This window comes from Streptomyces sp. NPDC002181 (assembly GCF_042890485.1).
GTDB lineage: Bacteria > Actinomycetota > Actinomycetes > Streptomycetales > Streptomycetaceae > Streptomyces.
The window spans coordinates 35,418-59,130 of the sequence record NZ_JBIASC010000006.1 but is presented as its reverse complement, the minus strand read 5'-3'; the positions used below and the strand labels follow the sequence as shown (position 1 = coordinate 59,130).

Below are 23,713 nucleotides of genomic sequence, written 5' to 3'. Positions count from 1 at the left end.
CGCCGCGCCGCCGCGTACGGCGCGCGACGGTTCCACCCGAACGGGACCTTCCGGGGCCGTGCGCCCGGGCCTGGCCCCGCGCGGGCGCCCCGGGCGGCTTCCCGGGTCCGGACCTCCCCCGGGTCAGGCCCGGCGCACGTCGTAGACCCCGGGCACGTCCCGCATCGCCCGCATCAGGGACGGCAGCCCGGTCGCGTCGGGCAGTTGCAGGGTGTACGTGTGGCGGACCCGCTGTTCGACGGGCGGCTCCACGGTCGCGGAGACCACTTCGACCCCTTCGCGGGCGATGGCCTCGGTCAGGTCGGCCAGCAGGTGCGGGCGGCCGAACGATTCGGCGAGCAGCGTGACCCGGCAGTCCGCCGTGGCCCGCCAGTGCACGGCGACGGAGGTCCGCCCCAGCGCGCGCATCTGGGCCACGGCCGCGCAGTGGATGCGGTGGACGGTGACGGCCCCGCCCCGTACGACGAACCCGGCGACGGCGTCCGGCGGTACGGGGGTGCAGCAGCCGGCCAGCCGTACGGTGGCGTCCGGGAGGTCGGCCACGGCGTTGCCGCCGCCGCCCCGGGCGCCCACCACGGACAGCGGCGCCCGGGCGGGGGTGGCGGCGGGCTTCGCGGTGTCGGGGTGCGCCTGGAGCCAGCTGCCGATGGCGATGCGTGCGGCTGGGGTCTTGGCGTGCTCCAGCCAGTCGGCGGCGGGCCCCGAGGAGGCGTCCTGGGCGAGCAGCAGCTGAACGGTGTCCCCGTCGGAGAGCGGGGAGGCCAGTGAGGTGAGGCGCCCGTTGACCCGGGCGCCGATACAGCCGTGCGCCGCCTCGCCGTACTGCGCGTAGGCGGCGTCGATACAGCTGGCGCCGGCGGGCAGGCTGAGCGTGCCGGAGGCCCTGCCGTCCTCGCGGAACACCGTGATCTCGCGGTCCTGGGCCAGCTCGGCGCGCAGCACGCTCCAGAAGGTGTCGGGGTCGGGTGCGGACTGCTGCCAGTCGAGGAGCCGCGAGAGCCAGCCGGGTCGGGTCGGGTCGACCCGCTCCTCGTCGCAGTCGGCGGAGGACTCCGCGGCCGGGGCGGTGGCGTAGGGATTGCCGAGGGCGACGACGCCGGCCTCGGCCACCCGGTGCATCTGGCGGGTGCGGACGATGACTTCGGCCACGTACCCCTCGGGTGTGGCGACGGCGGTGTGCAGCGACTGGTAGAGGTTGAACTTCGGGGCGGCGATGAAGTCCTTGAACTCCGAGACGACCGGGGTGAAGCAGGTGTGCAGCTCGCCCAGTACGGCGTAGCAGTCGGCGTTCTCGCCGACGAGGACGAGGATGCGGCCGAAGTCGGAGCCGCGCAGCTCGCCGCGCCCCCGGGCGATGCGGTGCACGGAGACGAAGTGCCGGGGCCGTACGACCACCTCGGCGGCGATGCCGGCCTCCCGCAGCACGCCGCGTACGGATTCGGCGATGGCCGGCAGCGGGTCGCGCTCCCCGGCGTGGGCCGCGATGAGCGCGCGGGTGTGCTCGTACTCCTCGGGGTGCAGGATCGCGAAGACGAGGTCTTCCAGCTCGGTCTTGAGGGCCTGCACGCCGAGCCGCTCGGCGAGCGGGATGAGGACGTCACGGGTGACCTTGGCGATGCGCGCCTGTTTCTCGGGGCGCATCACGCCGAGGGTGCGCATGTTGTGCAGCCGGTCGGCGAGTTTGATGGACATCACGCGGACGTCGTTGCCGGTGGCGACGAGCATCTTGCGGAAGGTCTCGGGCTCGGCGGCGGCCCCGTAGTCGATCTTCTCGACCTTGGTGACGCCGTCGACGATGAAGCAGACCTCGTCGCCGAACTCGGCGCGGACCTGATCGAGGGTCACCTCGGTGTCCTCGACCGTGTCGTGCAGCAGAGAGGCTGTCAAGGTCGTGGTCTCGGCGCCGAGTTCGGCGAGGATCAGGGTGACGGCGAGCGGATGTGTGATGTACGGCTCACCGCTCTTGCGCATCTGGCCGCGGTGCGAGGACTCCGCGAGCACGTACGCGCGGCGCAGGAGGGACAGGTCCGCGTCCGGGTGGTGGGCGCGGTGCGCCTCGGCCACGTGGCCGATGGCATCGGGGAGCCGGTCTCGGGATGTGGGTCCGAGAAGGGCAGCGCGCCCGAGTCGTCGCAGGTCAAGGCGGGTTCGGCCCCGTCTGCTGAGTTCGGGGCGCGCTTCGGGACGTGCTTCGGGGTTCGTGGCCTCTGCACTCATGGGCACCTCCGGCGGCTTCGACCGGCGGTGGCGGGCATGGGGTGAGCCCTCAGGGCCGGTGCCTGATGCTACCGACCCCACCACGTGGCGCAGTCCGCCTCTCGCTCAGCGTGAACCGGATCACCCATTAGAGGGAAGACTCAGCCGAAAGCCGTTTCGGTGAGCCAGGCCGTGTCGAACTCGCCCGCGGCGACGATGACGGCCGGTCCCGTCATGTCGATCTGCCCGTCGGGGTGTTCGGTGATAACGAGCGTGCCGCCGGGGAGGTCGACGGTGTACGTGACGGACTGACCGGTGACGGCGGGGTCGGCGCCGTCGCGGCGGATGGCGGCCACGGCGACGGCGCAGGCGCCGGTGCCGCAGGAGCGGGTCTCGCCGGAGCCGCGCTCGTGGACGCGCATGGCGACGTGCCGCGGGCCGCGGTCGACGACGAACTCCACGTTGACACCCGTCGGGTAGACCCCGGCCGGGCTGAACGGGGGCGGGTCGAGCAGCTTTCCGGCGTGGTCCAGGCTGTCAACGAACGCGACGGCGTGCGGGTTCCCCATGTTGACGTTGCGGGCGGGCCAGGCGCGCTCGCCGACGGTCACGGTGACCTGCTCCTCGGGGAGGACGGCGCGTCCCATGGAGACCGTCACGTCGCCGCTCTTGTCGAGGTGCACCCGCTTGACGCCGCCGCGGGTGGCGACGGCGAGGTCGCCGGGCTCGACGTGGCCGGCGTACTGGAGGTAGCGGGCGAAGACGCGCACGCCGTTGCCGCACATCTCGGCGATGGAGCCGTCGCTGTTGCGGTAGTCCATGAACCACTCGGCCTCGCCGGCCAGGTGCGCGGCCTCGGGGTGCGCGGCGGACCGGACGACGTGCAGCACCCCGTCCGCGCCGATGCCGGCGCGCCGGTCGCACAGCTTCGCGACGGCGGTCGCGGGCAGCTCGACGGCGTTGTCCGGGTCCGGGACGATCACGAAGTCGTTCTCGGTGCCGTGGCCCTTGAGGAAGGAGAGGCTCGTCTGCGTCACGCGCCCATGGTACCGAGCGGGGCGTTCGAGCAGGTCGGCGGCACGGTCGGAGGCCGCGGCCGGCGGCTAGCGCAGCCGCGCGACCCGGTAGACGGCCAGTGCCACGACGGTCAGCGCGATCAGGGCGTACAGCCCGGCCATGCGCCAGTCGGGCCGGCGGCCGCTGCCCCGGGCCGGCAGTCCGGGCCAGGTGTATCCGACGCGGCGGGCGGCCATCATGCCCCAGCCGCCGGCGCAGCAGCAGATGAGGAAGCCGAGCATGGCGACCACGGCTCCGCCGTCGCCGAACTCGAAGGCGAGCGGGAAGGCGAACATCAGGGAGCCGGCGGCGGCCAGCATCACGATCGGGGCGATCTGCCAGATGCGCAGCCGGCGCTGCGGGCGCAGCTCGACCTCGAACTCGGGTCCGGCGGCGGCCTCCGCCTCGGCGGTGTCCGGCGCGTCCGGGCCGTCGGGGGTCAGCCGTGCGGGATCGGCGGGCAGGCCGAGGGCATCCGGCTCGGCGACCACGGGATCGCCGTCCCAGAGGTCGGCGTCCCGCCTCGTGCCGTCCTGCCCGGTGTCGCGAGGGCCGGCCTCCATCGCCACGCGCCCTCCCCACTCGGACTTCGTACGCCGCTGTTCACCGCCGGTGACCGCACCCGCGGAATTTGATGATGGCACGGCTCAGGGCCCCGAACGGGCGCGAGGGGCGTCCCGATGCCATCACGTGATCAGGCTGTGACCGCTCGTTCGACCAACGACTGCGCGAGTCCGACGAGTTCTCCCCGGTCGGCCACGGCGCCGCTGAGCCAGTGCACACGGGGGTCCCTGCGGAACCAGGAGTCCTGGCGGCGGGCGAAGCGCTTGGTGGCCCGTACGGTCTCGGCCCGGGCCTCGTCCTCGGTGCACTCGCCGGCCAGGGCGGCCAGCACCTGCTGGTAGCCGAGCGCCCTGGAGGCGGTGACTCCGTCGCGCAGGCCCAGGGCCTCCAGGGCGCGGACCTCCTCGACCAGCCCGGCCTCCCACATCCGGTCCACGCGCAGCGCGATGCGCTCGTCGAGCTCCGGCCTGCCCACGTCCACGCCGATCTGCACGGTCTCGTACACCGACTCGTGGCCGGGCAGGTTCGCGGTGAAGGGCTTCCCGGTGATCTCGATGACCTCCAGGGCGCGGACGATGCGGCGGCCGTTGCTGGGCAGGATCGCCTGGGCGGCGGCCGGGTCGGCGGCGGCGAGGCGGGCGTGCAGGGCGCCGGGGCCGCGCAGCGTGACCTCCGCCTCCAGCCGGGCCCGGACCTCGGGGTCGGTGCCGGGGAACTCCATGGCGTCGAGGGCGCCGCGCACGTACAGGCCCGATCCGCCGACGAGGACGGGCGTACGGCCCTGGGCGAGCAGCTTGTCGATCTCTGCGCGGGCCAGGCGCTGGTATTCGGCGACGCTCGCGGTCTCGGTCACGTCCCAGATGTCGAGGAGGTGGTGCGGGACCCCGCCGCGCTCCTCGGTCGTCAGCTTCGCGGTGCCGATGTCCATCCCCCGGTACAGCTGCATGGAGTCGGCGTTGACGACTTCCCCGTCGAAACGACGGGCCAGGGCTACGCCCAGATCTGACTTTCCGGCCGCGGTGGGACCGACGACGGCGATGACCCGCGGAGCGGGGGCTGCATTGCTCACCGCCCCAGTCTCGCAAACACCGCGGCATGTACCCGATCGAGCTACGTGACGGGGTGGTGGCGGGGTCGTTGCCCTGGCGAGGTTCCGCCGGGCGCACGCCCGGCGGAGGCCGGGCCGTACACGGCGGAACTTCACCCGCACGAGTAACGTTATGGGAGTAGACATGGGCGTTTTTAGTCGGTTTCGCCGCAAGGCCGCAGAAGCGGGCGCGGAGGAAGCCGCGGCCGCGACGCTGACGACGGAGTCCGAGGACGCGGTCGCCGGCGGCACGGCGGAGTCCGCGGTCGAGGCCTCGTCGGCCGAGTCGGAGGGAGCCGCGCCGGAGAGCGTGGAGATCCCGAAGCAGCAGTCGGCGGAGAAGGCCGCGGACAGCGAGACCGGCGAGGGCGCCCGCACGTAGCCACCGCCACTGGAAGGTGACCCATGGGCCTGCTGGACACGCTGAAGGCCAAGCTCGCACCGGCGAAGGAGAAGGTCGGAGACCTCGCGCAGCAGCACGAGGGGAAGATCGGCCAGAACCTCGACAAGGTGGCCAAGGCCGTGGACTCCAAGACCAAGGGCAAGTACCACGGTCACATCGAGACCGGTACGAGCAAGGCGAAGGACGCCCTGGGCAAGATCGCGCACAAGGACGCTCCCGGCGGACCGACTCCGCCGCCGGCGTCTTCCTGACGGGTGCGGCGGAAGGGGCGCGGGTTCACCGGAACCCGCGCCCCTTCCCCGTGCCCGCCGATGGCCTCGCCGAGCTTCGCGCCGGTGTCCCGGCCGACGTTCCCGTCTCCGTTCCCGCCGGGGGTCCCGCCGGTCAGGACCAGGCGGCGACGAAGTAGCCGACCCCGTACGGGGCGTCCTCGTACAGCAGCCGCCCGTCGAGCCCCGCGCCCTCTGCCGCCCCGGCCAGCACCTGCCAGGGCGCCCGGCCGGCGGCCTTGAGCTCGTACGCGAGCCCGGTGTCGAGGGCGGCGAGCGCCGCCACGTCGGCGGCGCCCAGCGCGCGGCCCGCAGCGGCGTCGAAGGCGGCGGCGCGTTCGTCGAGGTAGCCGGGGGCCTTCAGGGTGCGGCAGGCGCTGCCGTCGCCCATGACGAGGAGCGCGACGCGCTCCTCGCGCGCGGCGAGCCCCCGGCCCGCCTCCAGGCACCGCGCGGCTTCGAGGGGCTCCCCGACGCCGAGGCCTTCGACCGGGGCGGCGCCCCAGCGGGCGTGGCGCAGCAGCCAGGCACCGACGGCCAGGGACGGCGGCAGCAGGCGCGGCCCCTCCTCGCCTTCCCCGAGCTGTACTCCGGCCTCGACCCCGAAGCCGTGGAAGCTGCCGCGGGAGCCCTGCGGATAAGGCCCGCGGTGGTCCTGGTCGGCGGCGCCGACGACGACGAGCAGGTCGGGGCGGGAGGCGGCGAGCACCGCGAGCGCGTCCGAGCAGGCGGTACGGGCGTCCGCGAGCTCGGGGGCGGCGCCCGCGGCGACGTCGGGCACGAGCAGGGGCGGGGCGGGACACACGGCGGCGGCTACAAGCATGATCCGACCCTAGCCCCCGCGCTCCGCGGGCGGGGGCCGTGCCGGCACGTCAGGAAGACGCGGGGAGCGCGCAGCCCGAGGCCGTCTCGGGGAGCGGGGCCGGGACGCCCAGGGTGGGGATGCCCAGCATGACGCCCTGCGGCTGCGCCGGAGCCGCGTTGCGCTTCTCCCAGGCGTCGCCCGCGCGGGTGCGGCGCACGGACAGGGTGGGGCCCTCCGCCAGGAGGTGGTGCGGGGCCGCGTACGTGATGTCCACGGTCACCACGTCACCGGGACGGACCTCGTCCGCCGGCTTCGTGAAGTGCACCAGGCGGTTGTCGGGCGCCCGCCCGGACAACCGGTGCGTCGCGCCGTCCTTGCGGCCCTCGCCCTCGGCGACCATGACCTCCAGCGTCCGGCCGACCTGCTTCTTGTTCTCCTCCCAGGAGATCTCCTCCTGGAGGGCGACCAGCCGCATGTACCGCTCCTGGACGACCTCCTTCGGGATCTGCCCCTCCATGTCCGCCGCCGGGGTCCCGGGGCGCTTGGAGTACTGGAAGGTGAAGGCGTTGGCGAAGCGGGCCTCGCGCACGGCGTGCATCGTCTGCTCGAAGTCCTCCTCCGTCTCACCGGGGAAGCCCACGATGATGTCGGTGGAGATCGCGGCGTGCGGAATCGCGGCGCGGACCTTCTCGATGATGCCGAGGAAGCGCTCCTGGCGGTACGAGCGGCGCATCGCGCGCAAGATGGTGTCCGAACCGGACTGCATCGGCATGTGCAGCTGCGGCATCACGTTCGGCGTCTCGGCCATCGCCGCGATCACGTCGTCCGTGAAGTCCCGCGGGTGCGGGGAGGTGAAGCGGACCCGCTCCAGCCCCTCGATCAGGCCGCAGGCGCGCAGCAGCTTGCTGAAGGCCTCGCGGTCGCCCAGGTCCGATCCGTACGCGTTCACGTTCTGGCCGAGCAGCGTGATCTCGGACACGCCCTCGGCGACCAGTGCCTCCACCTCGGCGAGGATGTCGCCGGGCCGGCGGTCCTCCTCCTTGCCGCGCAGGGCCGGGACGATGCAGAAGGTGCAGGTGTTGTTGCAGCCGACGGAGATCGAGACCCACGCGGCGTACGCGGACTCGCGCCGGGTCGGCAGCGTGGACGGGAACGCCTCCAGCGACTCGGCGATCTCGACCTGCGCCTCTTCCTGGACGCGGGCGCGCTCCAGCAGGACCGGCAGCTTGCCGATGTTGTGCGTGCCGAAGACCACGTCGACCCACGGGGCCCGCCGGACGATCGTGTCCCGGTCCTTCTGCGCGAGGCAGCCGCCGACGGCGATCTGCATGCCGGGGCGCTTGGTCTTCATCGGGGCGAGCCGGCCGAGGTTGCCGTACAGCTTGTTGTCGGCGTTCTCCCGCACGGCGCAGGTGTTGAACACCACGACGTCGGCGTCACCGTCGGACCCCTCGGGCGCCCGCGTGTAGCCCGCGCCCTCCAGCAGACCGGACAGCCGCTCGGAGTCGTGCACGTTCATCTGGCACCCGTAGGTGCGCACCTCGTATGTTCCCTTGACGTCCACTGCCGTGCTCCGGTCGCTGCTGCTGGTCATACGACAAGGGTAGGCGGTACCCGGAACCCCTCCGGCCCCCTCCGCCGCGGGCGGGCCGTGACACCGGCCGCGCCCGGTGGCAGGATCGCGGCATGGCTCACGTACCGCCCCGCATCCGCAGGCGCACCGCCCTGTGGGGGCTGGTGGCCGTACTGGCGGTGCTCGGGGTGCTCGCCTGGTGGCTCAGGCCCTTCGGGGAGCCGGAGATCAAGGGCGAACTGACCTTCAGCACGGGGGTCCGCACCGGCGTCTACCACCGCTACGGCCAGCTGCTGGAGCAGGCCCTCGCCCAGGACATGCCCGATGTGAAGGTGCGGCTGCAGCCCAGCGAGGGCTCGCAGGAGAACCTCCAGCGCGTGGCCACCGGGAAGGCCGATTTCACGATCGCCACGGCGGACGCCGTCTCCAAGTACCGGGCCGACGGAAAGCCGGGCGCGGAGCGGCTGCGCGGCGTGGCCCGCCTCTACGACGATTACGTACAGCTCGTGGTCCCGGCCGGGTCGAGCGTGCAGTCGGCGCGGGACCTGAAGGGCAAGCGGGTCGCGATCGGCCAGCCGGGATCCGGGGTGCGGCTGATCTCGGAACGGCTGCTGAGGGCCGCCAAGCTGGACCCCGCGCGGGACATCACCCCGGTGTCGATAGGCATCGACACCATGCCGGCGGAGCTGGAGGCCGGCCGGATCGACGCGTTCTTCTGGTCCGGCGGACTGCCGACGCAGGCGGTGCGCGATCTGGCGGACCGGTACGAGATCCGGCTCGTGCAGCTCGGCGACCTGGTGCAGTCGCTCCAGGCGAGCGGGACCCCGGCGCGGTACTACCGGGCGGCGGTGATGCCGCAGGACGCGTACGCGCGGGCCCGGAACACCTCGTCGGTGGCCACCCTGGCCGTGCCTAACCTGCTGGTCACCACCGAGGAGACGGACCCGGAGCTGACGGAGCGGTTCACGCGCACGGTGATCGCCAGCCGCGACAAGATCGGGCACGCGGTGCACGCCGCGCAGCTGGTGGACCTGCGGACGGCGATCTACACGGAACCGCTGGACCTGCACGAGGGCGCCCAGCTGTACTACCGCTCGGTCAAGCCGTAGGCCGTGTCCTTCGGATCGGGGCGGGTAGCCCCGGTCAGCTGCCCGGCAGCAGCATCAGCGCCGCCGCGGCCGCCCCGATCAGCCCCGCGTGCGTCCCCAGGGCCGCCGGGACCACCCGCAGGCCCCGTACGAACGAGAGCGTGGCGTAGTCCGCCAGGTGCGCGCGGATCGGCGCGAACAGCGTGTCCCCCGACGTGGCGACGCCCCCGCCGATGACCGCGATGTCCGTCTCCACCAGCGTCGCGGTGGCCGCGATGGCCGCCGCCAGCGCCCGCCCCGCCCGGTCGAAGGCCGCCACGGCGACCGGGTCCCCGGCCTCGGCGGCCGCGGCCACGCCCGCCGCGGAAGCGTCCCCGTCCGGATCCGCCGGGGTCCAGCCCTGGGCCAGGGCCCACCGGGCGATGGCGGTCCCGGAGGCGATGGACTCCACGCATCCGCGGCTCCCGCAGACGCACGGCTCACCGTCGAAAGCCACGCTGATGTGCCCGATGTGGCCCGCGTTGCCCGTGGGACCCGGGTGGAGCTGGTTGTTCAGGATCAGCCCGCCGCCCACCCCGGTGGAGACCACCATGCACAGGGCGTTCGCGTGCCCCCGGGCCGCGCCCAGCCAGTGCTCGGCTGCGGTCATCGCCACGCCGTCACCGGCGAGTACGGTCGGCAGGGCCGCTCCGTGCCGGGCCAGTTCGGCCTCGACCCGCGCCTGGACCGGGAACTCCCGCCACGCCCCGATGTTCACCGGGCTCACCGTGCCGCGCGAGGTGTCCACGGGTCCCGCGCTGCCGATGCCGCAGCGGACCGCCGCGGACCACAGCGGGGAGCCCGCCAGCTCGGCGACGACCTCGGCCACGGCGGCGAAGACCCCGTCGCCGTCCGCTGCGCGCGGGGTCGGCCGGCGGGTGGTGGCCGTCATCGCGCCGTCGGGGTGCACCAGCGCCCCGGCGATCTTCGTACCGCCGATGTCGATGGCCACGGTCAGGCCGGCCGCCGGATCGGGGGCGGCGGCGGTGGCGTGCGGTGCGGGCAGGGCGGAGGTGGGACTCGTCACGGAAGCGGCTCCAGGAAGGGGTCGGAATCAGTATGCGGCCGCCGGCGGGGCCGTACTCTCCCGGGGCTCCAGCCGCGGCCGCTCGCTCTCCCGGGCCCTCGGGGGGCTCCCGGCCAGCACGGCGAGCAGCTCCTCGGCGGCGAGCCGGCCGAACCCCGCGGTATCGCGCACGAGGGCGGTGAGCCGGGGGTGGGTGACCCGGCACAGCGCCGAGTCGTCCCAGGCGACCACGGAGATCCGGCCGGGGACCGCGATGCCCAGCTCGGCGGCGACGGCGACGCCGGCGACCGCCATCACGTCGTTGTCGTAGACGAGTGCGGTCGGCGGTTCGGGCTCGGCGAGGACCCTGCGGGTGGCGGCCGCCCCCTCGGTGTCGGAGTAGTCCGTGACCACCGAGCGCACGTGCTCCGGGTCGAGGCCGCGCGCCTCGGCCTCGGCGCGCAGCGAGGCGATGCGGCGGGCGGTGTGGGCGAGGCCGGGCAGCCCGGCGATGTGGGTGATCCGCCGGTGGCCCAGCCCGTGCAGATGGTCCACGACCTGGGCCATGGCGCGGGCGTCGTCGGCCCAGACGGAAGACGACTCCCCGCCCGCGCCCGTCCCTCCGATCATCACGGCCGGGAGCCCGAGCAGCGCGAGGAGCTCCGGCCGCGGGTCGTCCGTACGCGCGTCCACGACGAGGACACCGTCGACGCGCCGCTCGGCCCACCAGCGGCGGTACACGGCGCATTCGGCGTCGATGCCGTCCACGACCTGGAAGAGCAGTGCGACCCGGTCCGCGGAGAGCACCTCCTGGATGCCGGAGACCAGTTGGAGGAAGAACGATTCGACGCCGAGGGTCTGCGCGGGCCGGGCGAGAACGAGTCCGACCGCGCCGGAGCGCTCGCCCGACAGGGCGCGCGCGGCGCTGTTGGGCTGCCAGCCCAGCTCCTCGGCGACGCGGCGGATCCGGGCGCGGGTGTTCTGGGAGACGCCGGGCCGGTCGTTGAGCGCGAAGGACACGGCGCTCTCGGACACCCCGGCCCGGCGGGCGATGTCCTTGATGGTGGGCCTGCGGGCCATGACGTGCCTGCCCCTTCCCTCCGGCCATTTCCGTACGCATTCGGAAGCCGGAACTAAACCGCATTAGTTCGGACCAGCTTGAGAGGCCGAAACCCTTCTGTCAACGGTACTGAAGCGCTTAAGTACAGCCGTCCGAGGCCCTGTTGACTTCACTCCCCGCACCCGGCAGGTTGTGCCCACCCGGCGAATTCCCGAGAACTCCAGGACGCCTTATGCACGACGAAGCCTCCCCTCGCCCGCTCCGTTTCGGCGCCAACTACACCCCGTCCCGCGGCTGGTTCCACCACTGGCTCGACTTCGACCTCGACGAGGTCAGGGCCGACCTCGACTCGATCGCCGCGCTCGGACTGGACCACGTACGGGTCTTCCCGCTGTGGCCCGTGTTCCAGCCGAACCGGACGCTCATCCGGCCGCGCGCCGTCGAGCAGCTCGTCGCGCTCGCCGACACGGCCGCCGAGCGCGGACTCGACGTCAGCGTGGACGGTCTGCAAGGACACTTGTCGAGCTTCGACTTCCTGCCCGCGTGGACCGGGACCTGGCACCGGCGCGGCATCTTCACCGATCCGGACGTCGTCGCCGCGCAGGAGGAGTACCTGCGCACGCTGGCCGCGGCCCTCGCCGACCGGCCCAACTTCCTCGGCATGACGGTCGGCAACGAGGTCAACCAGTTCTCCGACGGCCCGCATCCGGACCCCGACCGGATCACCGGGGAGCAGGCCGGCCGCTGGCTGGAACGGATGCTCGCCGCGTGCGCGAAGGGCGCGCCGGGCCGGCTCCACGTGCACGCCGAGTACGACGCCGCCTGGTACCGGGACGGCCACCCCTTCACTCCGGCCCAGGCGGCCCGGCTGGGCGCCGCCACGGCCGTGCACTCCTGGGTGTTCAACGGCACCGCCCAGCTCCACGGCCGCACCGGCACGGCCACCGAGCACCACGCCGCGTACCTGGTCGAGCTGTCGAAGGCCTGGGCGCGCGATGCGCACCGGCCGGTGTGGCTCCAGGAGGTCGGTGCGCCCGCGCCGCTGATCCCGGCCGAGCACGCGGCCGCCTTCACCGAGGCGACCGTGGCGAACGTGCTGGACTGCCCGGACCTGTGGGGCGTGACCTGGTGGTGCTCGCACGACGTGTCCCGGGAGCTCGCGGACTTCCCGGAGCTGGAGTACGGGCTCGGCCTGCTCACCAACGACCGCCGGGTCAAGCCCGCCGGCGCGGCCGTCGCCCGGATCGCCGCGCGCTGGCGGGGCCGCGAACACCGCCCGGCCGTACGGTCCACCGCGCTGGTGGTGGACGTCGGCGGGGCGCAGGGGGCGCCGGGGCGCTCGGTGTGCGCCCCGGGCGGCGCCTTCTTCGAGGCCTGGGCCGCGCTGACGGCCCAGGGGGTGCGCCCCGCGGTGGTTCTGGCCGAGCTCGCCGAGGACCCCGCCCACCTGTCGGCGCGCGGCATCACGGAGGTGCTGCGCGTCCCCGAGGTCATCCGACCGCCCGCACGCTGACCGCCCGTCCCCGTCACAGCCCCTGTCCCCGTCACAGGCCCCCTCCCCGTCATAGTCATAGTCACCGTCACCGTCACCGTCACCGTCACCGAGGAGCCCCGCATGTCCGAGACCGACAACGGCGCCGACCCTCGCACCTCCCGCCCGTTACGCCGGCCGCGCACGATCCCGCCGACCCGCCGCCACGTCCTCGCCGCCGGTGCCGGAGCGGGCGCCGCGGCGCTGCTCGGCGGCATCGGCGCCGCCACCGAGGCCCAGGCCGCGCCGGCTGCGGGTCCGCCGGCCGCCGCCCCCGACCTGGCGCCGTACGCCTCGTACTGGTTCCCCGACTCCCTCCCCCAGGGCGCACCCGGCCCCGGCATCACCTGGCGCTCCCTCAAGCAGTGGACCCCCGAGTCCGATCCGGACCTCGCGTACAACACCGCGGCCGTGCCGCTCGCGCCCCGCTTCACCCCCGTGCCCCCGAACGCGGGCGCCCGCAGCGGCCAGGCCCGGATCTCCTCGCTGGTCTCCTTCGGGCCCACCGCCCAGAACCCCTCCCAGGGCTCCGCCACCGCCGACCACTACGCCCTCACGCACTGGGCGTACCTCGACGAGCTGGTGTTCTGGGGCGGCTCCTCGGGCGAGGGCATCGTGCTGGCCCCGAACGCGCCCGTCGTCGACGCCGCCCACCGCCACGGCGTCCCGGTGCTCGGCAACATCTTCCTGCCGCCCGTCGTGTACGGCGGCGACCTCCAGTGGACCCGGGACCTCGTCCAGCGGGACCCGCTCGGCGGGTTCCCCATCGCCGAGAAGCTCGTACTGGTGGCGCGGACGTACGGGTTCGACGGCTGGTTCGTGAACGCCGAGACCGACGGCGGGGACAGCGCGCTCGCCGCCCGGATGCGGGAGTTCCTGCGCGCCCTGCGGGCGGCGGGCGCCCCGTACGGGCTGCGGATCACCTGGTACGACGCGATGAACAGCACCGGCCGGGTCGGCTGGCAGGGCGCCCTCAACGCGCTCAACCAGGAGTTCTTCGAGGACCGGGCGGGCCGGGTCGCGGACACGGTGTTCGTCGACTTCCGCTGGACCGCGCAGACCCTGGCCGCCTCCGGCGCGCTCGCCGACCGGCTGGGCCGCTCCCGCCACGAGCTGTGGGCGGCCCTGGACGTGGAGTCGGCCGGCTGGAATTCCGGCGTCCGCTGGGACGCGTTCATCCCGCGCGACCGCTCCCACGTCGTCAGCTTCGGCTTCTACCGGCCCGAGTGGACCCGAAACCACCTCACCGACCGCTCCCCCGGCGCCTTCCACCGCGCCGACGACCGGTTCTGGACGGGCGAGTCCCTCGACCCGGCCCACCCGGCCCCCGAGGGCACCTGGCGGGCGCCCGCCACCGCCGTCGCGGACCGGTCCACCGTCAGCGCGCTGCCCTTCGCCTGCGCCTTCAACACCGGGCACGGGGAGCGCTGGTACGAGGACGGCCGGGTCACCTCCGACACCCCGTGGAACCACCTCGGGCTCCAGGACCGGCTCCCGGGCCGCCGCTGGGCCGTCCAGACCACGGGGGCGCGCCCCTCCGTCACCCTGGACTTCGCGAGGGCCTGGCGCGGCGGATCCAGCCTCCTGGTGGCCGGCTCCCTGACCGCCCCCGCCGTCGTCGGGCTGCACAGCACGCGGCTGCCGCTGACCGCCTCCGCCGTGCTGGAGCTGGTGCACGCGACCGAGTCGGGCACGGTCACCGTCGAGGTGGGCGTGGCCACGCGCGAGCCGGCCGCCCCGGGCGAGCCGGTCCCGTACACCTGGCTGAAGGTCCCGGCCCAGGGCTCCGCCGCCGGGGCCTGGCACACCTCCCGGGTCGCTCTGGCGGCCCTGGGCGGCAGGACCGCGTACGGGATAGCCGTACGGGTCACCGCCCGCGGGACCAGAGCCGTGTCCTGGCGGCTCGGCGCCCTGTCGGTACGCGAGGACACCGCGCGGCGGCTTCCGGCGGCCCCGGGCGCCCTGACCGTCGACGCCTCGGCACAGCAGGACGGCAAGGCCGCCGTACGGCTGTCCTGGCGCCCGGCGGCCGGGCCGGTCCGGCACTACGAGCTGTACCGCCTGCTCCCGGACGGCACCCGCCGCTTCCTCGGCGGCACCTGCGGCACGGCCCTGTACCTCCCGGCGGTGACCCGGGCAGGACAGGAGCCGGCGGCCGGCTTCGAGGTCCGGGCCGTGGACGAGCTGTACGCGGCCTCCGCCCCGGCCGCCGCCACGCTCCCCTGGAGCTGACGGCCCCCTTGCGGGGTCCCGTCCCTCAGGCCGTGTGCGGATCGCTGCGCGGGACGGCCACCGTCACCCGCAGCCCGTGCGGCGGGTTCTTCTCGTAGGCGAGGGACCCGCCGCCCGCGGCGAGCAGCGCCCGGGAGATCGACAGGCCGAGCCCGGAGCCCTTGACGTTCTGGTGGCGGCCGCTGCGCCAGAACCGGTCGCCGACGCGCAGCAGCTCCTCGTCGGTCAGGCCGGGCCCGCGGTCGGCGACGACGACGTGGACGAAGGGCCCGGCCGCGGCGACCGACACCTCGACCTCCTCGCCCTCCGGGGTGAACTTGAGGGCGTTGTCGATGACGGCGTCGAGCGCGCTGGAGAGCGCGATCGGGTCGGCCCAGCCCGTCACGGCGGTACGGCCCGTCTCCGTCAGCCGTACGCCCTTCTCCTCGGCGTACGGGCGCCAGGAGGCGACCCGCTCCGCGGTCAGCTCGCCGATGTCGGTGAGGCTGAGCTCGGCGGAGGTGTGCTCGGCCAGCGCCAGGTCCAGCAGATCGTCCAGGACCTGGGTCAGGCGCTTGCCCTCGGCCCGCACGGAAGCGATCTCCTCGTTGCCCTCGGGCAGTTCGAGGGCGAGCAGCTCGATCCGCAGGAGCAGCGCGGCGAGCGGGTTGCGCAGCTGGTGGGAGGCGTCGGCGACGAACGCCCGCTGCTGCTCCAGGACCTCTTCCACGTTGTCGGCCATCTCGTTGAACGAATGGGCCAGGCGTTGGAGTTCCGGGGGCCCGCCGGCCGCCGCGACCCGTGAGTTCATCCGCCCGGTGGCGATGCCGTGGGCGGCCGCGTCGAGGGTCCACACCGGCTTGAGCACCCAGCGGGTGAGTACGAGGGCGGCGCCGAACGCGACGAGCATCGCCGCGGCGAGCCCGGCGATGATGATCAGCCAGCCGTCCAGGATGCGGGCCCGCATCTGGTCGGTGGGCGATTCGGTGACGACGACCGCGACCACGTCGCCGTCGAGGACGACCGGGGAGGCGACGAGCAGCTTGCCGTGCGTCTGCCAGGGCCACACCTGGGCCGGGTCGTGGCTGCGGCGCCCGGCGAGGGCCTCCAGGAAGGCGCGGCGGCCCTCGCCCGCCTCCGGGAGCTCCCACCAGCCGGGGGCGCGGGCCATGGCGTTGTCGTCGCGCAGGAAGATGCCGACGCGGATGCCGTACAGCTGCTGGTAGCGGGCGAGTTCCAGCTGGAGCGTCTCCAGGCGCTCGGTGGCGCCGGCGGAGCCGGAACCCTCGGCGTCGATGACGAACTGGGCGAGGGCGGCGAAGCGGGCGCTGTCGTCGATCCGGTCGACCACCACGCGCTGCTGCTGCCCGGCGGCCAGGCTCACGGCGAGCGGGAAGCCGAGGGCGAGGAGCACTCCCGCCATCAGGACGACGAGCAGGGGGAGCAGGCGGGCGCGCACGACGGGCCTCCGCTAGGGCGCGGCCGGGGTGACGAGCCGGTAGCCCACCCCGCGGACGGTCTCGATGAGGGCGGGCATGCGCAGCTTGGAGCGCAGCGAGGCGACGTGGACCTCCAGGGTCCGGCCGGTCCCCTCCCAGCTGGTGCGCCACACCTCGCTGATGATCTGCTCGCGCCGGAAGACGACTCCGGGGCGCTGGGCGAGCAGCGCGAGGAGGTCGAACTCCTTGCGGGTGAGGGGTACGTCGACTCCGTCCACGCTGACCCTGCGGGTGGGCAGTTCGATGCTGACCGGGCCGATCCGGACCACGTCGGGGGCGCTCGCCCCGGTGGCGGCGGCCTCCTCGGAGGCGCCGGTGCGCCGGGCGACGGCGTGGATGCGTGCGAGGAGTTCACCCGTGTCGTATGGCTTGACGACGTAGTCGTCCGCGCCCATGTTGAGGCCGTGGATGCGGGAGCGCACGTCGCCGCGCGCCGTCACCATGATCACGGGCGTCGAGGTGCGCTTGCGGATCTTGCCGCACACCTCGTACCCGTCCTGGTCGGGCAGGCCGAGGTCCAGGAGGACGACGCCGAAGGGGGGAGCTCCGGCCGGCAGCAGGGCCTGCAGGGCCTCCTCGCCGCTGCGGGCGTGGGTCACCTGGAAGCCGTGCCGGGCGAGGATCGCGGACAGGGCGGCGGCGACGTGGTCGTCGTCCTCGACGAGCAGCAGTCTCATGGCGTCCCCCTTTCCTGTTTCCTGTTTTCCTGATCAGGGCCCGCGGTCAGGGCCACCCTGCATCCACGCCGATGAAGAGGCCCACGTCAAGGGGGTTCCGCTCCGGCGAGTCTTCCGTTATGCACCCGGTACGGGCGATCCGGCCCCGGCAGCCAGGTGCGCACGGAGCGTATCGGAGCGAGGCCGTTTCGTTATGCTCAATTCTCCCTCAGATGTAATGACGGTGTGCGCGCCACGTCACTACTGTCCTCCCAACCGAGGAGGACGGAGCAAGAAGCCGATGAGCGGAGTATCAGTGACCAAGGACGCGCAGGATGCGGCCCCGGCCGCGGACGACCTGGTCGTACTGAGCAACGTCAACAAGCACTTCGGCGCGCTGCACGTGCTTCAGGACATCGATCTGAGCATTGCCCGCGGTGAGGTCGTGGTCGTGATCGGTCCCTCGGGATCGGGCAAGTCCACGCTGTGCCGGACCATCAACCGCCTGGAGACGATCGACTCGGGCACCATCACGGTCGACGGCAAGGAACTGCCGTCGGAGGGACGGGAGCTGGCCCGGCTGCGCGCCGATGTGGGCATGGTCTTCCAGTCGTTCAACCTGTTCGCGCACAAGACGGTGCTGCAGAACGTGATGCTCGGCCAGCTCAAGGTCCGCAAGACGGACCAGGCCGCCGCGCTGGAGAAGGCCAAGTCCCTGCTGGACCGGGTGGGTGTCGGCTCGCAGGCCGACAAGTACCCGGCGCAGCTGTCCGGCGGCCAGCAGCAGCGCGTGGCGATCGCCCGCGCGCTGGCGATGGACCCGAAGGTGATGCTGTTCGACGAGCCGACCTCGGCGCTCGACCCGGAGATGATCAACGAGGTGCTGGAAGTCATGCAGCAGCTCGCCCGGGAGGGCATGACGATGGTGGTCGTCACGCACGAGATGGGCTTCGCGCGGTCCGCGGCCAACCGGGTCGTCTTCATGGCCGACGGAAAGATCGTCGAAGAGGCCGCACCCGAGCAGTTCTTCAGCAACCCGCGCAGTGACCGTGCGAAGGACTTCCTTTCGAAGATCCTGCACCACTGACGGTCTTGCTCTGGTAGTGATCCCGTGGCAGCGCGACGCACATGTCGCCGCTCCTCGCCCAACAACGTCTCATCCGAGGGAAGTTCACCATGAAGGTTTTCAAGGCCGGTGCGGCCGCAGCCGTTGCCGCGGTCCTCGCCCTGACGGCGACCGCCTGTGGCGGCAGCAGCGACAAGGCGAGCGGTGACGGCGGCGCGTCCGGCGGCGCCAAGGACAAGATCGTCATCGGCATCAAGTTCGACCAGCCCGGTCTGGGCCTCAAGACCCCGGACGGCAAGTACACCGGCTTCGACGTCGATGTCGCGACCTACGTCGCCAAGGAGCTCGGCTACAAGCCCGAGCAGATCGAGTTCAAGCAGGCCATCAGCGCCGAGCGCGAGAACCTGATCGCCAACGGCGACGTGAAGCTGGTCGTCGCGACCTACACGATCAACGACAAGCGCAAGGCGAAGGTCGACTTCGCCGGCCCGTACTTCCTGGCCCACCAGGACCTGCTGGTCCGCGCCGACGACAGCTCGATCACCAAGGCCGAGGACCTCAACAAGAAGAAGCTCTGCTCGGTCGCGGGCTCCACCTCCGCCCAGAACGTCAAGACCAAGCTGGCCCCCGAGGCGGACCTGAAGGAGAACCCGGGTTACTCCGAGTGCCTGACCGGTCTTGAGAACAAGGCCGTCGACGCGCTGACCACGGACAACTCGATCCTCGCCGGCTACGCCGCGCAGGAGAAGAACAAGGGCAAGTTCAAGCTGGTCGGCCTGAACCTGAGCAACGAGCCCTACGGCATCGGCCTGAAGAAGGGCGACAAGGACCTCCAGACGAAGGTCAACGCCGCGCTCAAGAAGATGGTCGAGGACGGTTCCTGGCAGAAGGCCGTGGACTCGAACCTCGGCCCCGCCGGCTACAAGGCCGAGCCGGCCCCGCAGATCACCGAAGGCAGCTGATTCCTCGGTGAGGCGCGTCGCCGCCCGCCTGCCACGGGCGGCGGCGCGCCTCACCGGCCATCCTGGGGAGCGCAGGGCAACGTGTTCGACTTTCTCAATTCCGGGCAATATGACGTGCTCGGAGCCTTCTGGGTGACGGTTCAGCTCACCCTCTATTCGGCGGCCGGATCCCTGATCTGGGGCACCGCCCTCGCGGGGATGCGGGTCAGCCCGGTCCCCCTGATGCGGGCCTTCGGAACCGCGTACGTCGACATCGTGCGCAACACCCCCCTGACCGTCCTGATCATCGGCTGCTCGCTGGGTCTGAACCAGACCCTCGGCGTCACGCTCGGCGGCGGCACCTTCAAGGAGATCGGCTTCCGGCTCGCCGTCCTCGGCCTGATCGCCTACACCGGCACCTTCGTCTGCGAGGCGATCCGCTCGGGCATCAACACGGTGCCCGTGGGCCAGGCCGAAGCCGCTCGCGCACTGGGTCTGAGCTTCTTCCAGGTGCTCACCCTGATCGTGCTCCCCCAGGCCTTCCGGGCGGTCATCGCACCGCTCACGAACGTGCTCATCGCCCTCACCAAGAACACCACGGTGGCCGTGGCCGCCGGTGTCGCCGAGGCGGCACTGCTGATGAAGGAAATGACCGAGAACGAAGCGGACGCGCTCTTCGCTGTCTTCGGGGTCTTCGCCCTCGGCTTCGTCCTGCTGACCCTGCCCACCGGCCTGCTGCTGGGCTGGGTGGCCAAGCGAGTGGCGGTGAAGCGATGAGCTCCGTTCTGTACGACACCCCCGGCCCCAAGGCCAAGGCCCGCAACTGGATCTACACGGCCGTCTTCGTCGTCGTGGTCGCACTGGTCCTGTGGTGGGTGCTCGGCACCATGGCCGACAAGGGCCAGCTCGACGCCGACAAGTGGAGCCCGTTCGTCACCGAAGGCGACGTCTGGACGACGTTCCTGCTGCCGGGCATCGGCGAGACGCTGCGCGCCGGACTCATCGCCATGGTCATCGCGCTGCCGCTGGGCGCGCTGCTCGGCATAGGCCGGCTCTCCGACCACCGGTGGGTACGGATCCCCGTGGGCGCCTGGGTCGAGTTCTTCCGTGCCGTCCCGGTGCTGATGCTGATGCTCTTCGGCTCCGCGCTGTACGTGCGCTACAGCACCGTCAGCTCCGAACTGCGACCGCTGTACGCGGTCGTCACCGGCCTGGTGCTGTACAACTCCGCCGTCATCGCCGAGATCGTCGTCGCCGGCATCCAGTCGCTGCCGCGCGGCCAGACCGACGCGGCCAAGGCGATCGGCATGCGCAAGGGCCAGATCATGCAGCACGTGCTGATCCCGCAGGCCGTCACCGCCATGCTGCCCGCGCTGGTCAGCCAGCTCGTCGTGATCCTCAAGGACACCGCGATCGGTGGTGCGGTACTGGGCCTGGCCGAGCTGCTGTCCATGAACCGGCAGATCTCGGCGAACTACAGCAACACCATCCCGACGCTCGTCGTGATCGCACTGCTGTACATCATCATGAACTTCGCGCTCACCACCTTCGCCTCCTGGCTCGAAGGCCGGCTGCGCAAGTCGCGGAAGGGCTCCGGCGCGGTCGTCGCCGGGGACGTGGCCGAGGTCGACGCGGGCGGCGCCGCCGGCGTGGGACAGGCTCCCTGACGGCTCTCCCCGGTTCGGGCGGCTGACGCCCGGTCAGTACACTTGTGTGACACCTGTGGTGCGGCGGAACTCATCCGCCGCACCACACGGCGTTGGCGGGGCCGGGTGTCACTTGACGCAGGCACCTCCAATGGGTTGCATACGTTCTGTGATCACATACCGGACATCGGGAGCCGCATCATGGACCCGGTGATCGTCGTCGGCGCGGGGCCCGTCGGACTGTCGCTGGCCCTGGCCCTGGCCGGCTCGGGCGTGCCCAGCGTCGTGCTCGACGAGGGACCGGGCAAGGACCTGCCCCGGCCTGCCCGGACGGTCGTCCTGCACGAGGACACCTCGGCCATGGTCCACCGGCTCGGCTGTACGACCCTGCGCGACGAGGGCGCGCTGTTCGCCGCCTGGCGCACCCTGCGGCGCCGCGGCCGGGCCGACGACGCCCGGCGCGTCACCTTCGAGGACCGCCAGGCTCCCCTGCACCTGCCGCAGCACGCCCTCGCGCGCGGGCTGCGCGACGCCGCGGGCACGCATCCGCTGATCCAGCTGGTCACCGACAGCAAACTGGACTCCCTCGAACAGGACGACCGCGGGATCACCGCGCACACCCGGGGCGCCGAGACCACGTGGTGGCGCGGGAGTTACCTGGTCGGCTGCGACGGGGCCCGCTCCACCGTGCGCAAGCTGCTCGGCATCCGCTTCCCCGGCCGCACCGCCGTCGAGCGGCACGCCGTGGCCGCGCTGCGCACCGATCTCCCCTGGCCCGGCGAAGCCCTGCTGCACCGCGATCCGCCGCAGGAGACCACCGCCCGGCCGCTGCCCGACGGGGTGTGGCGCCTGGACTGGCTGCTCCCGGCCCGCGGCGAGCTGGTCACGCCCGACGCGCTCGTCACCCTGATCCGGGACACCCTGGCCGCGTGGTGCGGGGGCACGACACCTCCGTACGAGCTCCTCGACACCGGCGTGCACACCCTGCACCACCGGCTGGCCCGGCGCTGGCGCGACCGGCGCGCCTTCCTCGCCGGGGACGCCGCGCACCTGCTGGGCGCGCTCGGCACGCAGGGGGTCGACGAGGGGCTGCGGGACGCCGAGAACCTGGCCTGGAAGCTGTCCCTGGCCTGGCACCAGGGCGCTTCCGAGGCCCTCCTCGACAGCTACGAGGGCGAGCGCCGCACGGCGGTCGCGGCCCGGCTGCGCGCCGCCGACCAGGCGATGCCCGTACTGCGCGGGGGCGGCGGGCTGCGGACGTACCTGCCCGGCGCCACCCGCTCCGGTGAACTGCTGCTGACCGACGGCCACTTGGGCCGGGGCCCGCTGGGTGCGGCGCCGACGTACGCCCCGCCGGTGGCCGTGCGCGAGGTGCCCACCGACACGGAGCCCGGCGGTCAGGTCGCCAACATTCCCGTCACCGCGCCCGACGGGTCGACGGTGCCGCTGCGCGACCTCCTCGGGCGGGGCCGGCCGCTGGTGGTCCTGGTCGCCCCCGGCACCGGGGTCTGGGACCGGCGCCACTGGCTGGGCGCCGGGCTGATGCCGCGGCTCGCGGCGGCGGTCAGCGCGCTGCCGGTCCGTACCGAACTGCTGGTCGCGGACGGCTACCCGGGGGCGCCCGCGCACACGGTCCTGCTGGTCAGGCCGGACGGGCACCTGGCGGCGACCTTCGCTGGCGTGCGGCCGGCCGAGCTGTACGAGGCTGCGGACACGCTCAGGTGCGGGGCGCCCGAGGGCGCTCGCGCGGCGCTCGACCCGTCCTCAACGACGCCTACGGCCCCGACACATCCGGCCGTGATCGATTGACCGGTCTCCGGTCGGCGTGCTTCACTCGCGGACATGACCGGCAATGACGTGCGCCTGTGGCGGAGGGTCCATATGGACCTGCTCCGCTACGCGGGCTGCGTGTGTCGCCCTTCCTGCTGATTCGCCTCCCCTCGCGCGCTCCGCGCGCACTTTCGCGAACCCCCAGGACGGTCACGCCCCCATGTCTGCGCCCCTTGCCCCCAGTGCATCCACTGCGCCCCCCGCACCTCCGCACGCCCCCGTACGCGCCGCCGCGCCCCCGGTGACGGCGGCGGAACTCCTCGACTTCGCGCTGCGCACCGCCGCCGACCCGGCGGTCATCGACTCCCTCCCCCTCGACCCCGAGGGCCGCACCTGGATCCGCCTCGACGGACCGGGCGGCAGCGAGGCCTGGGTGATCGGCTGGCCCCCGGGCGCCGGCACCGGCTGGCACGACCACGCCGAGTCGCAGGGCGCGTTCGCCACCGCCCGGGGCCGGCTGAAGGAGCACTCGCTGGCGGTCCGGCTCCCCTCGGAGGGCTGGCGGAGCCTGGAACTCGCCCCGGACCTCGACCGCAGCCGCAGCCTGGGCGCGGGGACGGGCCGGGCGTTCGGCGAGCACCACGTACACGAGGTGCTGAACGACTCTCAGGCGGAGCACGCGGTCTCCGTGCACGCGTACTACCCGCCGCTGCCCCTGATCCGCCGCTTCAGCCGCACCGGGCAGGTGCTCACTCTGGAGCAGGTCGAGCGTCCGGCGGACTGGCAGTGAGCGCCCCGGTCGGCATCGACGCCCTGCTGGAGCGGGTCCGTTCCACGTACGCGCGGATCGGCCCGGCACAGGCGTACGAGGCGTTTCGCGCAGGCGACGCGCTGCTGGTGGACATCCGCTACCAGGCACTGCGCGAGAGGGACGGCCTGATCCCGGGGGCGCTGGTCGTGGAGCGCAACGAACTGGAATGGCGCCTGGACCCACAGGGCTCCCACCGCGCCCCCGAAGCCACCTCGCACGACCTGCGGGTGGTGGTGATCTGCAACGAGGGCTACGCCTCCTCCCTGGCGGCGGCCTCCCTCCACGCCCTGGGCCTCCACCGCGCCACGGACCTCACGGGCGGCTTCCAGTCCTGGAAGTCCGCGGGGCTTCCCGTCACCCCCGCCTCTTAGCCCGGCCCGGCCTAGCCCGGGGCCCCACCGCTTCGGCGGAAAGAGCCCCGGGCCCGGGTCACGGG

The 23,713-nt window shown here is 73.0% G+C and carries 23 protein-coding genes; 13 read left to right on the top strand and 10 right to left on the bottom strand.

Going from position 1 to position 23,713, the window contains the following annotated elements; all coding sequences use genetic code 11:
- Positions 1-123: 123 nt before the first annotated feature.
- The 4 genes from ACFYXV_RS17640 to miaA form a co-directional block, all read right to left on the bottom strand.
- Entirely contained in the window at positions 124-2,217 is a 2,094-nt protein-coding gene (locus ACFYXV_RS17640; RefSeq protein WP_385469811.1) for a RelA/SpoT family protein, read from the bottom strand.
- Between the two features lie 140 nt (positions 2,218-2,357).
- The gene (dapF, locus tag ACFYXV_RS17635) at positions 2,358-3,233 is read right to left on the bottom strand and encodes a diaminopimelate epimerase (protein WP_389383360.1); all 876 of its coding nucleotides are present in this window, start codon (positions 3,231-3,233) and stop codon (positions 2,358-2,360) included.
- Positions 3,234-3,299: 66 nt separating this feature from the next.
- Positions 3,300-3,815, bottom strand: a complete 516-nt coding sequence (locus tag ACFYXV_RS17630) for a hypothetical protein (RefSeq protein ID WP_385469900.1) — start codon at positions 3,813-3,815, stop codon at positions 3,300-3,302.
- A 131-nt stretch (positions 3,816-3,946) separates the two neighbouring features.
- Positions 3,947-4,885 carry a tRNA (adenosine(37)-N6)-dimethylallyltransferase MiaA gene (gene miaA, locus ACFYXV_RS17625; protein ID WP_389383358.1) on the bottom strand — a complete coding sequence of 313 codons (939 nt, stop codon included), beginning with the start codon at positions 4,883-4,885 and terminating at the stop codon, positions 3,947-3,949.
- Positions 4,886-5,048: 163 nt separating this feature from the next.
- Between miaA and ACFYXV_RS17620 the strand changes: the two genes are divergently transcribed.
- Both ACFYXV_RS17620 and ACFYXV_RS17615 read left to right on the top strand, forming a co-directional pair.
- The gene (locus tag ACFYXV_RS17620) at positions 5,049-5,285 is read left to right on the top strand and encodes a hypothetical protein (protein WP_389383356.1); all 237 of its coding nucleotides are present in this window, start codon (positions 5,049-5,051) and stop codon (positions 5,283-5,285) included.
- Between the two features lie 23 nt (positions 5,286-5,308).
- Positions 5,309-5,557 (top strand): antitoxin, encoded by a 249-nt coding sequence (locus ACFYXV_RS17615; protein WP_366104613.1) that lies wholly within the window; start codon positions 5,309-5,311, stop codon positions 5,555-5,557.
- A 133-nt stretch (positions 5,558-5,690) separates the two neighbouring features.
- On the opposite strand, the gene ACFYXV_RS17610 is transcribed toward ACFYXV_RS17615, so the two are convergent.
- Both ACFYXV_RS17610 and miaB read right to left on the bottom strand, forming a co-directional pair.
- A complete protein-coding gene (locus tag ACFYXV_RS17610) occupies positions 5,691-6,398 on the bottom strand; it encodes a class III extradiol dioxygenase subunit B-like domain-containing protein (protein ID WP_385469817.1) in 708 nt (235 codons plus the stop codon).
- 49 nt (positions 6,399-6,447) lie between these two features.
- On the bottom strand, positions 6,448-7,974 hold the full coding sequence (miaB, locus tag ACFYXV_RS17605) for a tRNA (N6-isopentenyl adenosine(37)-C2)-methylthiotransferase MiaB (protein WP_389383354.1): 1,527 nt from the start codon (positions 7,972-7,974) through the stop codon (positions 6,448-6,450).
- Positions 7,975-8,066: 92 nt separating this feature from the next.
- On the opposite strand from miaB, the gene ACFYXV_RS17600 reads away from it, so the two are divergent.
- On the top strand, positions 8,067-9,062 hold the full coding sequence (locus tag ACFYXV_RS17600; RefSeq protein ID WP_385469856.1) for a TAXI family TRAP transporter solute-binding subunit: 996 nt from the start codon (positions 8,067-8,069) through the stop codon (positions 9,060-9,062).
- A gap of 34 nt (positions 9,063-9,096) precedes the next feature.
- Here the strand turns inward: ACFYXV_RS17600 and ACFYXV_RS17595 are convergent, their stop codons facing one another.
- Together ACFYXV_RS17595 and ACFYXV_RS17590 are read right to left on the bottom strand one after the other, a co-directional pair.
- Positions 9,097-10,038: an ROK family protein gene (locus ACFYXV_RS17595; RefSeq protein WP_383501351.1), complete on the bottom strand. Its 942-nt coding sequence runs from the start codon at positions 10,036-10,038 to the stop codon at positions 9,097-9,099.
- A 96-nt stretch (positions 10,039-10,134) separates the two neighbouring features.
- Complete coding sequence (locus tag ACFYXV_RS17590) at positions 10,135-11,166, bottom strand: LacI family DNA-binding transcriptional regulator (protein ID WP_385469858.1); 1,032 nt, start codon at positions 11,164-11,166, stop codon at positions 10,135-10,137.
- A gap of 212 nt (positions 11,167-11,378) precedes the next feature.
- Here ACFYXV_RS17590 and ACFYXV_RS17585 point away from each other — a divergent pair, with 212 nt between their 5' ends.
- Both ACFYXV_RS17585 and ACFYXV_RS17580 read left to right on the top strand, forming a co-directional pair.
- On the top strand, positions 11,379-12,659 hold the full coding sequence (locus ACFYXV_RS17585; protein ID WP_385469860.1) for a glycosyl hydrolase: 1,281 nt from the start codon (positions 11,379-11,381) through the stop codon (positions 12,657-12,659).
- 102 nt (positions 12,660-12,761) lie between these two features.
- The gene (locus ACFYXV_RS17580) at positions 12,762-14,909 is read left to right on the top strand and encodes an endo-beta-N-acetylglucosaminidase (RefSeq protein WP_389383352.1); all 2,148 of its coding nucleotides are present in this window, start codon (positions 12,762-12,764) and stop codon (positions 14,907-14,909) included.
- A gap of 25 nt (positions 14,910-14,934) precedes the next feature.
- Here ACFYXV_RS17580 and ACFYXV_RS17575 read toward each other — a convergent pair whose 3' ends face one another.
- Both ACFYXV_RS17575 and ACFYXV_RS17570 read right to left on the bottom strand, forming a co-directional pair.
- Positions 14,935-16,347, bottom strand: a complete 1,413-nt coding sequence (locus tag ACFYXV_RS17575; RefSeq protein WP_389383351.1) for an ATP-binding protein — start codon at positions 16,345-16,347, stop codon at positions 14,935-14,937.
- A 12-nt stretch (positions 16,348-16,359) separates the two neighbouring features.
- Entirely contained in the window at positions 16,360-17,064 is a 705-nt protein-coding gene (locus tag ACFYXV_RS17570) for a response regulator transcription factor (RefSeq protein WP_385469866.1), read from the bottom strand.
- A 280-nt stretch (positions 17,065-17,344) separates the two neighbouring features.
- Here ACFYXV_RS17570 and ACFYXV_RS17565 point away from each other — a divergent pair, with 280 nt between their 5' ends.
- The 8 genes from ACFYXV_RS17565 to ACFYXV_RS17530 all read left to right on the top strand — a co-directional run bounded on the left by ACFYXV_RS17565 (position 17,345) and on the right by ACFYXV_RS17530 (position 23,648).
- The gene (locus tag ACFYXV_RS17565; protein WP_383501332.1) at positions 17,345-18,130 is read left to right on the top strand and encodes an amino acid ABC transporter ATP-binding protein; all 786 of its coding nucleotides are present in this window, start codon (positions 17,345-17,347) and stop codon (positions 18,128-18,130) included.
- An 89-nt stretch (positions 18,131-18,219) separates the two neighbouring features.
- Positions 18,220-19,071 carry a glutamate ABC transporter substrate-binding protein gene (locus tag ACFYXV_RS17560; protein ID WP_389383350.1) on the top strand — a complete coding sequence of 284 codons (852 nt, stop codon included), beginning with the start codon at positions 18,220-18,222 and terminating at the stop codon, positions 19,069-19,071.
- A gap of 81 nt (positions 19,072-19,152) precedes the next feature.
- Positions 19,153-19,827 (top strand): amino acid ABC transporter permease, encoded by a 675-nt coding sequence (locus ACFYXV_RS17555; RefSeq protein ID WP_389383348.1) that lies wholly within the window; start codon positions 19,153-19,155, stop codon positions 19,825-19,827.
- The gene (locus tag ACFYXV_RS17550; RefSeq protein WP_389383346.1) at positions 19,824-20,717 is read left to right on the top strand and encodes an amino acid ABC transporter permease; all 894 of its coding nucleotides are present in this window, start codon (positions 19,824-19,826) and stop codon (positions 20,715-20,717) included. Before ACFYXV_RS17555 ends, ACFYXV_RS17550 begins: the two co-directional genes overlap by 4 nt.
- 180 nt (positions 20,718-20,897) lie before the next feature.
- Positions 20,898-22,505, top strand: a complete 1,608-nt coding sequence (locus ACFYXV_RS17545; protein ID WP_389383345.1) for an FAD-dependent monooxygenase — start codon at positions 20,898-20,900, stop codon at positions 22,503-22,505.
- Between the two features lie 33 nt (positions 22,506-22,538).
- Positions 22,539-22,625: a putative leader peptide gene (locus tag ACFYXV_RS17540; RefSeq protein WP_311318651.1), complete on the top strand. Its 87-nt coding sequence runs from the start codon at positions 22,539-22,541 to the stop codon at positions 22,623-22,625.
- A gap of 61 nt (positions 22,626-22,686) precedes the next feature.
- Positions 22,687-23,256: a cysteine dioxygenase gene (locus tag ACFYXV_RS17535; RefSeq protein ID WP_389383344.1), complete on the top strand. Its 570-nt coding sequence runs from the start codon at positions 22,687-22,689 to the stop codon at positions 23,254-23,256.
- Positions 23,247-23,648, top strand: a complete 402-nt coding sequence (locus ACFYXV_RS17530; RefSeq protein WP_385469904.1) for a rhodanese-like domain-containing protein — start codon at positions 23,247-23,249, stop codon at positions 23,646-23,648. The genes ACFYXV_RS17535 and ACFYXV_RS17530 overlap by 10 nt, the downstream gene beginning before the upstream one ends.
- The last annotated feature ends 65 nt before the right edge of the window (positions 23,649-23,713 follow it).

Excerpts from the sequence above, each read along its gene's own strand:
- ACFYXV_RS17565 (WP_383501332.1), top strand. The coding sequence starts at position 17,345 with ATGAGCGGAGTATCAGTGACCAAGGACGCGCAGGATGCGGCCCCGGCC.
- ACFYXV_RS17535 (WP_389383344.1), top strand. The coding sequence starts at position 22,687 with ATGTCTGCGCCCCTTGCCCCCAGTGCATCCACTGCGCCCCCCGCACCT.
- miaB (WP_389383354.1), bottom strand. The coding sequence starts at position 7,974 with ATGACCAGCAGCAGCGACCGGAGCACGGCAGTGGACGTCAAGGGAACA.
- ACFYXV_RS17570 (WP_385469866.1), bottom strand. The coding sequence starts at position 17,064 with ATGAGACTGCTGCTCGTCGAGGACGACGACCACGTCGCCGCCGCCCTG.
- ACFYXV_RS17550 (WP_389383346.1), top strand. The coding sequence starts at position 19,824 with ATGAGCTCCGTTCTGTACGACACCCCCGGCCCCAAGGCCAAGGCCCGC.
- ACFYXV_RS17580 (WP_389383352.1), top strand. The coding sequence starts at position 12,762 with ATGTCCGAGACCGACAACGGCGCCGACCCTCGCACCTCCCGCCCGTTA.
- ACFYXV_RS17630 (WP_385469900.1), bottom strand. The coding sequence starts at position 3,815 with ATGGAGGCCGGCCCTCGCGACACCGGGCAGGACGGCACGAGGCGGGAC.
- ACFYXV_RS17640 (WP_385469811.1), bottom strand. The coding sequence starts at position 2,217 with ATGAGTGCAGAGGCCACGAACCCCGAAGCACGTCCCGAAGCGCGCCCC.
- ACFYXV_RS17610 (WP_385469817.1), bottom strand. The coding sequence starts at position 6,398 with ATGCTTGTAGCCGCCGCCGTGTGTCCCGCCCCGCCCCTGCTCGTGCCC.
- ACFYXV_RS17600 (WP_385469856.1), top strand. The coding sequence starts at position 8,067 with ATGGCTCACGTACCGCCCCGCATCCGCAGGCGCACCGCCCTGTGGGGG.
- ACFYXV_RS17560 (WP_389383350.1), top strand. The coding sequence starts at position 18,220 with ATGAAGGTTTTCAAGGCCGGTGCGGCCGCAGCCGTTGCCGCGGTCCTC.
- ACFYXV_RS17585 (WP_385469860.1), top strand. The coding sequence starts at position 11,379 with ATGCACGACGAAGCCTCCCCTCGCCCGCTCCGTTTCGGCGCCAACTAC.
- ACFYXV_RS17590 (WP_385469858.1), bottom strand. The coding sequence starts at position 11,166 with ATGGCCCGCAGGCCCACCATCAAGGACATCGCCCGCCGGGCCGGGGTG.
- ACFYXV_RS17615 (WP_366104613.1), top strand. The coding sequence starts at position 5,309 with ATGGGCCTGCTGGACACGCTGAAGGCCAAGCTCGCACCGGCGAAGGAG.
- ACFYXV_RS17620 (WP_389383356.1), top strand. The coding sequence starts at position 5,049 with ATGGGCGTTTTTAGTCGGTTTCGCCGCAAGGCCGCAGAAGCGGGCGCG.
- ACFYXV_RS17540 (WP_311318651.1), top strand. The coding sequence starts at position 22,539 with ATGACCGGCAATGACGTGCGCCTGTGGCGGAGGGTCCATATGGACCTG.
- ACFYXV_RS17545 (WP_389383345.1), top strand. The coding sequence starts at position 20,898 with ATGGACCCGGTGATCGTCGTCGGCGCGGGGCCCGTCGGACTGTCGCTG.